13 protein-coding genes are annotated in these 12,594 nt (G+C 33.6%); 9 read left to right on the top strand and 4 right to left on the bottom strand.

All coding sequences use genetic code 11. The annotated features are described in order from the left end of the window. The first annotated feature begins 256 nt into the window (after nucleotides 1–256). Nucleotides 257–1,030, top strand: a complete 774-nt coding sequence (gene mazG, locus ACFFGL_RS03065; protein WP_309728803.1) for a nucleoside triphosphate pyrophosphohydrolase — start codon at nucleotides 257–259, stop codon at nucleotides 1,028–1,030. Nucleotides 1,031–1,181: 151 nt separating this feature from the next. Here the strand turns inward: mazG and ACFFGL_RS03070 are convergent, their stop codons facing one another. Next, entirely contained in the window at nucleotides 1,182–1,841 is a 660-nt protein-coding gene (locus tag ACFFGL_RS03070) for an alpha/beta hydrolase (protein WP_309728801.1), read from the bottom strand. A 74-nt stretch (nucleotides 1,842–1,915) separates the two neighbouring features. Here ACFFGL_RS03070 and ACFFGL_RS03075 point away from each other — a divergent pair, with 74 nt between their 5' ends. From ACFFGL_RS03075 to ACFFGL_RS03095, 5 genes are all read left to right on the top strand, one after another. Further along, nucleotides 1,916–2,341 carry a PaaI family thioesterase gene (locus ACFFGL_RS03075; RefSeq protein WP_309728800.1) on the top strand — a complete coding sequence of 142 codons (426 nt, stop codon included), beginning with the start codon at nucleotides 1,916–1,918 and terminating at the stop codon, nucleotides 2,339–2,341. After that, a complete protein-coding gene (locus ACFFGL_RS03080; RefSeq protein ID WP_309728799.1) occupies nucleotides 2,342–3,460 on the top strand; it encodes a chorismate-binding protein in 1,119 nt (372 codons plus the stop codon). 123 nt (nucleotides 3,461–3,583) lie between these two features. Beyond that, entirely contained in the window at nucleotides 3,584–5,323 is a 1,740-nt protein-coding gene (menD, locus tag ACFFGL_RS03085) for a 2-succinyl-5-enolpyruvyl-6-hydroxy-3-cyclohexene-1-carboxylic-acid synthase (protein WP_309729111.1), read from the top strand. 117 nt (nucleotides 5,324–5,440) lie between these two features. Beyond that, complete coding sequence (locus ACFFGL_RS03090; RefSeq protein WP_309728798.1) at nucleotides 5,441–5,779, top strand: DUF2853 family protein; 339 nt, start codon at nucleotides 5,441–5,443, stop codon at nucleotides 5,777–5,779. 145 nt (nucleotides 5,780–5,924) lie between these two features. Beyond that, nucleotides 5,925–6,767: a CvfB family protein gene (locus tag ACFFGL_RS03095; RefSeq protein ID WP_309728797.1), complete on the top strand. Its 843-nt coding sequence runs from the start codon at nucleotides 5,925–5,927 to the stop codon at nucleotides 6,765–6,767. Here the strand turns inward: ACFFGL_RS03095 and ACFFGL_RS03100 are convergent. The 3 genes from ACFFGL_RS03100 to asnB form a co-directional block, all read right to left on the bottom strand. Continuing rightward, complete coding sequence (locus ACFFGL_RS03100) at nucleotides 6,752–7,282, bottom strand: hypothetical protein (protein ID WP_309728795.1); 531 nt, start codon at nucleotides 7,280–7,282, stop codon at nucleotides 6,752–6,754. The genes ACFFGL_RS03095 and ACFFGL_RS03100 overlap by 16 nt on opposite strands. A gap of 63 nt (nucleotides 7,283–7,345) precedes the next feature. Further along, the gene (locus ACFFGL_RS03105; RefSeq protein WP_309728793.1) at nucleotides 7,346–7,756 is read right to left on the bottom strand and encodes a hypothetical protein; all 411 of its coding nucleotides are present in this window, start codon (nucleotides 7,754–7,756) and stop codon (nucleotides 7,346–7,348) included. A 30-nt stretch (nucleotides 7,757–7,786) separates the two neighbouring features. Continuing rightward, complete coding sequence (gene asnB, locus ACFFGL_RS03110; RefSeq protein ID WP_309728791.1) at nucleotides 7,787–9,475, bottom strand: asparagine synthase B; 1,689 nt, start codon at nucleotides 9,473–9,475, stop codon at nucleotides 7,787–7,789. Between the two features lie 235 nt (nucleotides 9,476–9,710). Between asnB and ACFFGL_RS03115 the strand changes: the two genes are divergently transcribed. Genes ACFFGL_RS03115 through ACFFGL_RS03125 form a run of 3 tightly spaced genes read left to right on the top strand, consistent with a single transcriptional unit; the run spans nucleotide 9,711 to nucleotide 12,590 of the window. After that, nucleotides 9,711–10,550 (top strand): 1,4-dihydroxy-2-naphthoyl-CoA synthase, encoded by an 840-nt coding sequence (locus ACFFGL_RS03115; RefSeq protein WP_309728789.1) that lies wholly within the window; start codon nucleotides 9,711–9,713, stop codon nucleotides 10,548–10,550. Then, nucleotides 10,538–11,071, top strand: a complete 534-nt coding sequence (locus ACFFGL_RS03120; protein WP_309728787.1) for a PH domain-containing protein — start codon at nucleotides 10,538–10,540, stop codon at nucleotides 11,069–11,071. The genes ACFFGL_RS03115 and ACFFGL_RS03120 overlap by 13 nt, the downstream gene beginning before the upstream one ends. Beyond that, the gene (locus ACFFGL_RS03125; RefSeq protein ID WP_309728786.1) at nucleotides 11,061–12,590 is read left to right on the top strand and encodes a PH domain-containing protein; all 1,530 of its coding nucleotides are present in this window, start codon (nucleotides 11,061–11,063) and stop codon (nucleotides 12,588–12,590) included. The genes ACFFGL_RS03120 and ACFFGL_RS03125 overlap by 11 nt, the downstream gene beginning before the upstream one ends. Nucleotides 12,591–12,594 lie beyond the last annotated feature (4 nt).

Here is a 12,594-nt window from a genome sequence, read left to right on the forward strand (position 1 = left end):
GAGCCTTGTAATTTACAGGGCTTTTTTTGTGCGTTACCACAAGGGTCGGGCTTTCGCTACTCGCTTTTTAAAATCTTGCTGTAGCAAAATTTTAAAAGAGCTCAAACACGCGCTCAATCCCTAACGCGGAAAACTTTTATTCAGATAAAATATATAGTCATGCTGAATTTTTTTCAGCATCTCATTCTACTATTTTAACAAAAACGCTAAAATATATTCTTCAGAAAACGTATTTTTAATCATCAAAAAAACACTTATGAATTCGCGTCAAGAACAATTAAAAGCCTTCGATAGATTACTCACCACAATGGATGAACTCCGCGAAAAATGTCCCTGGGATCGTAAGCAAACCATGGAAACGCTCCGGCATTTAACCATCGAAGAAACTTACGAACTCGGCGATGCAATTCTCGACAACGATTTAGAAGAAATAAAAAAAGAATTGGGCGATGTGTTATTACACATTGTTTTTTATTCAAAAATAGGAAGTGAAAAAAAAGCCTTCGATATTGCAGATGTAGCCAATTCCATTTGCGATAAACTTATCGACCGTCATCCGCATATTTACGGCGATGTAAAAGTTGAAAATGAAGAAGAAGTCAAAAAGAATTGGGAAAATTTAAAGTTGAAAGAAGGCAAAAAAAGCGTATTAGAAGGCGTTCCGCGTTCGTTACCAGCTTTGGTGAAAGCCAGTAGAATTCAAGATAAAGTTGCCGGTGTTGGTTTCGATTGGGAAGAACCACACCAAGTTTTTGAAAAAGTAAAAGAAGAATTAGACGAATTACAACAAGAAATAAACCAACAAAACCAAGAAAAAATAGAAGCCGAATTTGGCGATGTACTTTTTTCTATGATAAATTACGCGCGTTTTTTAGGCGTAAACCCAGAAAATGCTTTGGAACGAACGAATAAAAAATTCATTTCACGTTTTCAATATTTAGAACAAAAATCTGCCGAAAAACAGAAAGCCTTAAAAGATATGACGCTTGAGGAAATGGATGTTTTTTGGGAAGAAGCGAAGAAAAGATAATTTGAAAACTTGATAATTTGAAAATGTTCTAATTTGAGAATTACACGATCTAATAATTTAAAACATATTTACAGTAAAATTTTAACCTTTCCAGTCCATTTTACTAATCTTTTAAAACCTACTTTTTAATTCAAAATTAAAAATCCATAATTCAAAATTTATTTTCGCTAACTGCTATTTTCTTTATCAATTCTCGGCTTACTTCGTGTTTTCCTTCAAACGGAATAATTTCAAGACGTTCTTTTCCGAATAATTCTTCAGCTCTAGAAGTTTCTTTTTTAATTCGTTCTTCGTTGAGGTATTCATCATTCGTTCCGTAGATTAATTTCACCTGTGTTTTTTCAACAAACGAAAAATCTTCAGCCACTAATTCTTTCGGAATTCCACCGGAATGAATGACTAACGTATTAATATTTAATTTTCTAGAAGCCATCCAACGCATTGCAACAGAAACGCCTTGTGAATAGCCTAACAAAATAATGCGTTTATCGTCACCAATTTTTTCCGCAGCTAAAACCGCATCTAAATAATTCAGTACATTTTTGGTTTCCTGCTGGGTATCTTCTTTTGTTAACCAACTTGCACCAACGTGCTTAAAATCTGATTTTTGGTAATATTTTGCTGGTGCTTGCGGAGCAATTATGTAATTTTCTTCTTTATCGAGTTGGGCAAAATAATGAATAAAATACCGACTTAAATAACCCAATCCGTGGCAACAAATCCAAACATTTTTGGTGTTTTCGGTGAGCTCATTTCTGGTAGAATAAGAATTTGTGGTTGTGTAAGAAACTTGCTTTTCTACGGAAGCCATATAGTTCGGTTTTTGTATTTTTACAATCGCCGACGAAGGTAAAATCTTGTGGCTAAAAAAGGAAATAAATTGTTATGAAATATACAAAAGAAGAAATTTTAGCGGGTTGTGCTAACATGTGTAAAAACACCATGATGGAAACGCTCGAAATTGAATTTATAGATGTAGGCGATGATTTTTTAATCGCAAAAATGCCGGTAACACCAAAAGTTCATCAACCCGATGGTGTTTTGCACGGCGGCGCGATGGTTGCGTTAGCCGAAAGCGTGGGAAGCGCGGCAAGTTTTATTTTTTTAGACGGCGAACATTTTTACATCCGTGGAATTGAAATTTCTGCCAACCACGTAAAAAGTATTGCTAGCGGAGAAGTTTTTGCCAAAGCGGAATTTTTGCATAAAGGAAAAACCACCCAAGTTTGGGATATTAAAATTCGTGATATCGACGAGAATTTAATTTCTGCCGTAAAATTAACCACTATCGCACTTCCTAAAAATAAATAGATGAACAGTTTAGATTTTTTCGAAAAAATACAAGCTCAGCTTCAAGAAAAGCTTCCGTTTGTTGCATATCGCCATCCTAATGAAACTGAAGTTTTAGCGCAATTACAAGAAAATTCAACTTTAGAATTTTTAGAAGACTTCACGCAAAAAGGATTTATTTTCGCCCCGTTCGATTCTTCAAAAAAAACAGTGTTTTTCGATAGCGCTTCCGCGGAAATAATTTCAACTGCAAGTTCAGCAATTGAAGTGGAAGAAAACACCGAAACAAAATCATTTCAATCTACTTTACAGGAAAAAACTTTCCATGAAAAATTAGTCAGTAAAGGAATTCAGAAGATAAAAACTTCAACATTAAAAAAAGTAGTACTTTCCAGAGCTGAACAAATTATAACCGCAACCAATTCAATCAATTATTTTAAGCGTTTATTGAAAAAATATCCGACAGCTTTTGTGTATGTATGGTATCATCCTAGCGTTGGTTTGTGGTTGGGCGCAACGCCCGAAACTTTATTAAAAACGGAACAAAATAGTTTTAAAACCATGGCGTTGGCCGGAACAAAAGCTTTTGAAGGAAATTTAGATGTTGAATGGGGCGCGAAAGAGAAAGAAGAACAAGCGTTGGTAACCGAATCTATTCAAGCAGATTTAGAATCGGTTAATGGAATTGAAAAATTAATAATCGGCGAAACGCAAACACATCAAGCAGGGAATGTGTTGCATTTAAAAACACCGATTAGCGGAATTTTTCAGCAAGAATTTTTAGGAGAAATAGTTCAGAAATTACATCCAACACCGGCGGTTTGCGGTTTGCCAAAAGAAGAAGCAAAAAACTTTATAAAAGCCGAAGAAAATTACGATCGGAGTTTTTATACCGGTTATTTAGGCGAATTGAATAGAAAAGTTGAAAAAACACGAAATCCGCGACGCAAAAACGTAGAAAATTCAGCGTATAATTTAGTTCAAAATCAAACTAATTTATATGTGAATTTACGCTGTATGCAAGTGTTAGAGAAAAAAGTAATCGTTTACGTTGGCGGCGGAATTACCGCAAGTTCTAACCCAACCGCAGAATGGGAAGAAACCGTAAAAAAAGCGGAAACGATGCAGAAAGTTTTGTGAGTTTTACATAGGAAATGAATTTAAAATTTTCATCAACAAAAATGTAAGATCAATTTTAAAATTGTTGCCTCTTGAAATTGAGTTTTAAACTGTATTTTTGTGGAAGAAAATTCAACAGTTTTTATGCAATATTCTAGCATTCCGCTTGCGCAAAGTATCACTTTATTATGTTTAACAAAAGAAATTAATCACGTAGTAATTTCTCCAGGTTCTCGAAATGCTCCCTTAACGATTAGTTTTTCAAATCATCCTGAAATTGAAGCTTATAGTATTGTAGACGAGCGTTCAGCAGCTTTTTTTGCGTTAGGATTGGCGCAACAATTGCAAAAACCGGTAGCACTTTGTTGTACTTCCGGAAGCGCTTTGTTGAATTATTATCCTGCAATTTCAGAAGCTTTTTATAGCGATATTCCGTTGGTGGTGATTTCTGCAGATCGACCGGTAGAGCGTATCGATATTGGCGATGGTCAAACTATTCGGCAAAAAAATGTGTTTGAAAATCATATTTTATATTCGGCAAATTTATATTCAGAATTGGTGCTAGATGCGTTTCCGCTAGATGAAAAATTGAAACAAAAACAATTTGAAGCGCAAAAACATAACGAGCGCGAAATAAATTTAGCTTTAAATACGGCGATTGAGCAAAATGGTCCGGTTCATATAAATGCTCCGTTTTACGAGCCTTTGTATAATTTAATTGAAAAACCGACTGTTGCTCCGCTACAAATAGAACCGATTCGCGAAGCAAAAACTACTACCGAAAAGGCTTTACAATCGTATGCTGAAATTTGGAATAACGCGAAAAGAAAATTAGTTCTCGTCGGTGTAAATAAACCAAATTCTGTAGAACAAAAGTATTTAGATTTTTTAGCGGAAGATCCTTCAGTTTTAGTCATGACGGAAACGACTTCAAATTTACATCACGAAAAGTTTATTACTCGAATCGATAAAATAATCGCACCGATAGAAAATTCTGAAAATAGGGAAGAGGAGTTTCAAAATTTGCAACCCGATATTTTATTGACGTTTGGCGGAATGATTATTTCAAAAAAGATAAAAGCATTTTTACGCAATTATCAGCCAAAACACCATTGGCATGTCGATTCTAAAAAAGCATTAAATACGTTTTTCTGTTTGAATAAACATTTTGATGTAAATGCGAATGAATTTTTTAGCAATTTTTCTCCGTTGATAAAAACATCGAAAAGTGATTATCAAGAAAAATGGCTGGAAGTGAATGCGCAACGCGATATTCATCACGAAAAATATATGGAAGAAATTCCGTTTTGCGATTTAAAAGCTTTTCGTCATATTTTAGCTAAAATGCCCGAAAAGCAAGTTTTGCATTTGTCGAATAGCAGCATTGTGCGGTATGCGCAATTATTTAGATTACATCCGTCGTTAGAAGTTTATTGTAACCGCGGCACAAGTGGAATTGACGGCAGTTCATCAACGGCAGTTGGCGCATCGGTAAAAGCTAATTTACCGACGACTTTAATTACCGGCGATTTGAGTTTCTTTTACGATAGCAACGCGCTGTGGAATAATTATATTCCGAAATCGTTTAGAATTATCATTATCAATAATCAAGGTGGTGGAATTTTTAGAATTCTTCCGGGAGCAAAAGACGCGCAATATTTCAGTCAATATTTTGAAACCGTTCATAAACTCAACGCAAAACATTTAGCAGCGATGTATAATTTTGAATATCAAACTGCGGAAGATGAAGAAAGTTTAAAAACGAATTTAGAAGAATTTTATACCGAAAGCGAGCGCCCAAAGATTTTAGAAATTTTTACCCCACGGGAAGAAAACGATACGTATTTAAAAAATTATTTTCGTTATATTTTGAATAAAGAATAATTTTAAAATATTTAAGAGTCTTCCTTAAACTTTTGTTATTTCACTAATTCCTAACATTTTATCAGTATTTATTCAGTTAACTTAGAAGTGAATTAATTAACCGAATAAAATTTTATTATGAGTACATTAGACGAATTAGTAGGAAAATATATTGCCGATGTAAAAGAAATGGAAGACAATCCCGATATTGATTTGCTTCGAAAAATAGCAGAAAGTATGGGACCTTCAATTCATAACAGAGACGCTTCCTTAGTATCCTCTTCAGATAAAGAAGAATGGAAAACTATTCGTAAAAACTTCTTAATAGGAAAATTAGGATTAGAAGATTCTGATGAATTAAACCAAGCAATTAACCAAGTGTTAGAAAAATACGGAAAATCTAACCGTAATAAATATAGAGTCGTAGTGTACTATTTATTAACTAAACACTACAATAAGGAGCAGTTGTTTAAATAGTTTTTTGAAACTCAAGGGGCAACCGCTCAAGCTCGAGGAGAAAAAGAAATGATTGCAAATGATGTAATGACCGTAACGGATTTCTTTTCTTTTCGAGCTTTTTTATGCTTAAAAAGAACGTATCTTTGCAGCTTAAATAGTTATTATGCTTAGCATTGGAGAATACCATACCTTAGAAATAGATAGAGATACACCACCGGGTTTATTTTTAAAAGATGATAGTGGTGATAAAGAAAATGAAGTTTTATTACCCAATAAATATAAACCTGAAAATTTTGAAATTGGCGATAAACTTGAAGTTTTTGTTTATCTAGATCATGATGAACGTCCTGTTGCTACAACCTTAACGCCGTATGTTAAGTTAGATGAATTCGGTTTTTTAAAATGTGTTGAAGTTTCAAATATTGGTGCTTTTTTAGATTGGGGTTTAGAAAAGCATTTGTTTGTTCCGTTTAAAGAACAAGCTTATAAAATGAAAGAAGGCGAGTGGTATCTTATTTTTTGTTATTTAGATGAAGATAGTCAGCGTTTAGTGGCTTCCAGTAAAGTAAATCATTTTCTTACCAATGCAGAATTAACCGTAGAACCTTATGAAAAAGTAGATTTAATTGTGACCAACAAAACCGATATTGGGTTCAATTTAATTGTAAATGAGTTACATCAAGGTTTAGTTTATCATGACGATGTTTTTCAAGATTTAAAAACCGGTGATAAATTAAAAGGTTGGGTGAAGAAAACCAGAACCGACAATAAAATTGATATTACACTTCAGCGTCCCGGTTATAGAAGTATAGAGCCAAATGCCGATGCAATTATGAACGAATTGCAAATGCAAGATGGGTTTTTACCACTAACCGATAAATCTTCTCCAGAAGAAATTAAGCAAAAACTTGAAATGAGTAAAAAAAGCTTTAAAAAAGCTATTGGAACACTTTATAAAAAACGTCATATTACAATTGAAGAAGACGGAATTTATCTTGTAAAATAAAAACCAGAACCAGAATTTGATCTTCTGCGGTAGTAATATGGTGAATTATAGCTTCTATAAAATGGATTTATAAAAGGTTGCCTATTGTCTTCGTAAACTTCATTTTTAATTCCGCCGTCGGGAGTTTGTCTTCCGTAGAAATTTAAATCGTTATTTGTTCGGTTATTAAAATTGGTCTGATCGAAATATACATGCGTATTCGATTGAATTTGATTAAGTTGTCGCTGCGGAAAATCCATTTGTACAATTCCTTGTTTCTTCTGAAGTTCTCGCGCTTGCGCAATCGCTTGCATATCTAACTCTCTTGTTTCTGGCGTCGCATAAATATTTACTATCGGAAGGATAAAATTTCCCGTTTCCGGCGCAAAAGTTATAGGAGAAAGACTCGGGTTAGAACGCATAAAAAACGAACGATCTATCGAGCGTTGCAAACTTTCAAAATTATAATTAGGAAACTCTTGAGCTGAAACCCAAGTAGAACTGATGAGTAAAAATAATAAAACAATTTTTTTCATAAACTTTCTTTCCACTTCAAAAATATCAAATATTATGCTAGAAAAGAGAAAGAAAGAGAAATATTAAAATAATCCTAGTGTAGTTTCAATTCCTAAAGGTGATTTTAAATCAATTTCAAAAAGAGAAATAGGCGGGCAAGAAATATATTTGGTAGTTAAATTCTGTCCCACATAATTGCTATTCGGATTTAACATGCGCTGAATTTTAGCTTCGTTAAAATAATAATCAACAGCGAAATGATAATCGAAATACTTTTTTCTATTGATTTCTTTTCCGTTAAAAGAAAAATTATAATCAGTATTGAATTGATTTTCTTCAGTCAAACTCAAAAGGTCAGAAGTTTTTAACACATCAAAATTTGTCTTTTCGTACTTGCTTTCACACCATTGAAAAGAAAGATCTTCTTCGGTTGAATTTTGACCAAAAGATGAAACGAAATAAAGTATAAAAAAAAGAGCAATAAAATTTTTCATACTTAAAGATAAGAAAAAACAGTTGAAGAATTAATCTTCAACTGTTGATTTTGATTGGTAAGCCGAAGCGTGAACATTTGCTACAGCTCTACCGGAAGGGTCGTTAAGGTTTTTAAAACTTTCGTCCCATTCTAATGCAATAGGTGAACTACAAGCGACCGATTTTACTGATGGTACACTTTTGGCCGCAGCATCACTAGGAAAATGCTCTTCGAAAATATTTCTGTAGTAATATTCCTCCTTGCTCATTGGGGATTGAGTAGGAAATCTGTAGTGCGCATTTTCCAGTTGTTCGTCAGTCACTTTTTCGTTCACCATTTCTTTAAGCGTGTCGATCCAGCTATAACCGACACCGTCAGAAAATTGTTCTTTTTGTCTCCACGCAACGCTTTCGGGTAAATAATTCTCGAAAGCTTTTCGTAGAATCCATTTTTCCATGCGTTCTGGAGTAATCATTTTATCTTGTGGATTTAATCGCATCGCGACATCCATAAATTCTTTGTCAAGAAAAGGAACACGTCCTTCAATTCCCCAAGCGGCTAAAGATTTGTTAGCTCTCAGGCAATCGTACATATGCAATTTGTCGAGTTTTCGTACGGTTTCTTTATGAAATTCTTCAGCATTTGGAGCTTTATGAAAGTATAAATATCCGCCAAAAATTTCATCGCTACCTTCGCCGCTTAGCACCATTTTAATTCCCATAGATTTAATAACACGCGCCATTAAATACATTGGTGTAGAAGCTCGAATAGTTGTTACATCGTAGGTTTCTAGATGATAAATTACATCTCTAATCGCATCGATTCCTTCTTGAATTGTAAATTCAATTTCGTGATGAATAGTTTTTAGATGTTTCGCAACTTTTTCTGCCGCGGCTAAATCTGGTGAACCTTCTAAACCAATTGCAAAAGAATGCAATTGTGGCCACCACGCATCTGTATTATTATCTTCTTCAATTCTTTTTTGAGAATAAATTTTAGCGATAGCTGAAGTAATAGAAGAATCTAAACCGCCGGAAAGTAAAACTCCGTAAGGGACATCAGACATTAATTGGCGTTTCACTGCCGCTTCTAATGCTTTTTGTAATTCTTCAACATCACTTTTATTATCTTTTACATTTTCAAAATCCATCCAATCACGTTCGTACCAACGTACAAAACCATTGGAGTTTTTTGTCATATAATGTCCAGGAGGAAAAAGCTCAATTTTAGTACACGTTCCTTCTAGAGCTTTTAATTCTGAAGCAACATAAAAAGTTCCGTTTTTATCCCACCCAATGTAAAGCGGAATAATTCCCATATGATCGCGCGCAATTAAGTAATCATCATTTTCGGTATCATAAAGCGCGAAACCAAATATTCCGTTTAAGTCATCTAAAAACTCAGCTCCTTTTTCTTCATATAAAGCTAAGATAATTTCGCAGTCAGATTTTGTTTGAAACTCATAATCATTTCTGATATGTTTGCGAAGTTCCTTATGATTGTAAATTTCACCATTTGCTGCTAGAACCAAGTTTTTCTCTTTATTTAAAAGAGGTTGTTTTCCGGAAGCAGGATCAACAATAGCAAGACGTTCATGGGTTAAAATTGCATTTTCATTACTAAAAATACCACTCCAATCAGGTCCGCGATGTCTCACTTTTTTAGAAAGCTTGAGCAATTTAGGACGTAACGCCTCTTCTTGCTCTTTTAAATCGAAAGCACACACAATTCCACACACAGCTTTACGGTTTTAGATTAGTAATTTTTCTTAAACGATAGGATAATATTCGGAAATTTATACGGATTAGTTAAAAGGAATAATTTTATTTAGTTTAAATGTTTAAAAAATTAGATATAATGTAATTGTATTTTAAGGTAATAGTTTCGTAAAATAAATCTGTGATTACAGTTTCTTTTGAAATCTTGCTTTGAATATTTTAAAAAACTTAATTTTACAAGAAAATAAAAATACTATGAACGAAATAAAGTGGGAAACCGCCAAAGAATACGAAGATATCACCTATAAAAAATCTAACGGAGTAGCGCGAATCGCATTTAACAGACCTGATGTGAGAAATGCTTTTCGTCCTAAAACAACTTCAGAATTATACGATGCTTTTTACGATGCGCAAGAAGATACCTCAATAGGTGTAGTTTTACTTTCAGCTGAAGGACCTTCTTCAAAAGACGGAAAATGGGCGTTTTGTAGTGGTGGCGATCAAAAAGCACGCGGAAAAGAAGGTTATGTTGGAGATGATGGTTACCATCGTTTAAATATTTTAGAAGTTCAGCGTTTAATTCGGTTTATGCCAAAAGTTGTTATTGCGGTAGTTCCCGGTTGGGCTGTTGGTGGCGGACATAGTTTACACGTAGTTTGCGATATGACCTTGGCAAGTAAAGAACACGCGATTTTTAAACAAACCGATGCCGATGTTACAAGTTTTGATGGTGGTTACGGTTCTGCATATTTAGCGAAAATGATAGGGCAGAAAAAAGCGCGCGAGATTTTTTTCCTCGGAAGAAATTATTCAGCTCAAGAAGCTTTTGAAATGGGAATGGTGAACGAAGTGATTCCGCATACCGATTTGGAAGATACAGCTTACGAATGGGCGCAAGAAATTTTAAAGAAATCACCAATTTCTATAAAAATGCTAAAGTTCGCTATGAATTTAACCGACGACGGAATGGTCGGTCAACAAGTTTTTGCGGGAGAAGCAACACGATTGGCGTATATGACCGATGAAGCGAAAGAGGGAAGAAACGCGTTTTTAGAAAAGCGTCAACCAAATTTTGATAAAAAATGGATTCCATAGAAAATTCAGCTTTTACAAATCGCGCCATCGCTATTGAAGAATTGCCGGCTTACGAAGAATTATCCTTCAATTCGGTTTCAATAAAACAACGTACAAAAGGTTTTATTCAAGTAAGTATATTTTTATTTATTTGTTTAATCGGCTTAGGTTTTGGCTTTTATTTTGAAATGCCTGAAATATTATTTTACATCGCGATTCCTATTATAAGTTTTATCTCTTTATTTAGTTATATAAATATATTTTTATTGCAGAAAACCTATGGTTATGCGTTAAGAGAAAAAGATATTATCTATAAACGCGGTTACATCACGCAAAAAACAACCATTGTTCCTTTTAATAGAATTCAACATGTCTCGACTTCTCGCGGATTCATAGATAAAATTTTAGGAATTGCTAATTTAAAGATTTTTACAGCTGGCGGTCACGGAAGCGATATAAAAATTCCGGGTTTAATGCCCGATCTTGCTCAAAAATTGAAGGAAGCAGTTGCTAAGAAAGTTAGTTTAGAAGATGAACAATAAAGCTTTTGAAATTCCACAGCGCCAATCTACGATTGGGGTTTTATTTATATTTCTTACTACTCTCTATAAAATTGCACGAGGTTTATGGATTTTCTTTGCGTACATTCTTTTTAAAGGAGTAACTAAAGAAGGCGTTTATATTTTATGGGGATTATTGTTTGTGGCTATTTTAAGCTTACTATTCAGTATCTTAAATTACCGAAATTTTAAATTTCATATTAATTACAAGAGTAAAGAATTTGTATTAGAAAAAGGAGTTCTATCTACAGAATTAATTAATATTCCGTTCGATAAAATTCAACAAGTTTATTTTAAACGTTCACTGCTACAACAAATTATAAATGTTTATAGTGTCGTTGTAGATACCGCCGGAAGCAGTAAAAAGGAAATTAATATCAAAGCACTTTCTCGAGAAAAAGCCAATAGTTTACGAGAAATTTTAATGGAATTAGCAGAAGCTGAAACCGAAGAAAATCAATTTATTTCTGAAGAAAAAGAAGCAACCGCTAAGGAAGAAAGAAAATCAGTTTCTTGGACGTATAAACTTACACTTTCCTCACTCATAAAAATCGGTTTAACCTCTAATTACATTCGCGGAATTTGGCTTTTACTCATTTTTCTTACCACTATTCAAAATGAATTGAATTCCTTACCTGAAGGAAAAATCTATGTAGATAAAGCTTTTGATTATTTGGAAAATAATTTTAGCGAAATTCTTCAAATTTATGCGGTTTTATTTTTCTTTTTGCTAGTAATGTTCGTTTTGGGAATTTTTATAACTTTTGTTGAAGTTTTTATAAAATATTACGGACTAGAGCTTACGCAAACCCACGATACGCTCGATTTACAAATGGGATTAAAAACCAATACGCGAACTTCTCTTAAACCCAAAAGAGTTCAATTATTAAAAGAAAATACAAACCCAATTCAGAAATATTTAAATTTATATGAAGTTCAACTTTCGGTTGCAAGTAGTGAAGATACGCTAAACAAAAACACCATAAAAATTCCGGGTTTACGAAAAGAACACCTCCACAAAATAAATTATTTTCTATATAAAAAGGAAGAAGAAAATTTTACAATTTATAAACCGAACATTATTTGGCTGTTCCGTAATCTTTATTTAACAATACTTCCTGTATTTGTAATTTTAATCGGTGTCAATTATTTTTTTGAATGGTTAAACTGGTGGAATATAGCAAGCATTCTCATGTTCTACGGAATTTTAGTCGGCATATTTCAATACCTCGCTTACAACAAAACATCGTTACGTATTTCAGCTAATTTTATTGAAAAAAAATCTGGCGTTTGGAACCAAACCATCGAGCGTTTAGAACTGTATAAATTACAATCGGTTACCGTAAAACAGCCCTTTTGGTACAAAAAGCGAGATTTATATAATGTGGTATTTCATACAGCCGGTGGCGATTTAGCTTATCGCGCTTTACCTGCTGAAATTTTAAAAGAAATGAATTACAGTTTATACAAAATAGAAACATCCACGAAAGCGTGGATGTAATCTA

The sequence above is a fragment of the Mesonia maritima genome, assembly GCF_042433895.1.
In the GTDB taxonomy this organism is placed as follows: Bacteria; Bacteroidota; Bacteroidia; order Flavobacteriales; family Flavobacteriaceae; genus Mesonia; species Mesonia maritima.

Bases quoted from the DNA above. Each gene is read 5' to 3' on its own strand.
- mazG (WP_309728803.1), top strand. From the start codon at position 257: ATGAATTCGCGTCAAGAACAATTAAAAGCCTTCGATAGATTACTCACC.
- ACFFGL_RS03070 (WP_309728801.1), bottom strand. From the start codon at position 1,841: ATGGCTTCCGTAGAAAAGCAAGTTTCTTACACAACCACAAATTCTTAT.
- ACFFGL_RS03075 (WP_309728800.1), top strand. From the start codon at position 1,916: ATGAAATATACAAAAGAAGAAATTTTAGCGGGTTGTGCTAACATGTGT.
- ACFFGL_RS03080 (WP_309728799.1), top strand. From the start codon at position 2,342: ATGAACAGTTTAGATTTTTTCGAAAAAATACAAGCTCAGCTTCAAGAA.
- menD (WP_309729111.1), top strand. From the start codon at position 3,584: ATGCAATATTCTAGCATTCCGCTTGCGCAAAGTATCACTTTATTATGT.
- ACFFGL_RS03090 (WP_309728798.1), top strand. From the start codon at position 5,441: ATGAGTACATTAGACGAATTAGTAGGAAAATATATTGCCGATGTAAAA.
- ACFFGL_RS03095 (WP_309728797.1), top strand. From the start codon at position 5,925: ATGCTTAGCATTGGAGAATACCATACCTTAGAAATAGATAGAGATACA.
- ACFFGL_RS03100 (WP_309728795.1), bottom strand. From the start codon at position 7,282: ATGAAAAAAATTGTTTTATTATTTTTACTCATCAGTTCTACTTGGGTT.
- ACFFGL_RS03105 (WP_309728793.1), bottom strand. From the start codon at position 7,756: ATGAAAAATTTTATTGCTCTTTTTTTTATACTTTATTTCGTTTCATCT.
- ACFFGL_RS03115 (WP_309728789.1), top strand. From the start codon at position 9,711: ATGAACGAAATAAAGTGGGAAACCGCCAAAGAATACGAAGATATCACC.
- ACFFGL_RS03120 (WP_309728787.1), top strand. From the start codon at position 10,538: ATGGATTCCATAGAAAATTCAGCTTTTACAAATCGCGCCATCGCTATT.
- ACFFGL_RS03125 (WP_309728786.1), top strand. From the start codon at position 11,061: ATGAACAATAAAGCTTTTGAAATTCCACAGCGCCAATCTACGATTGGG.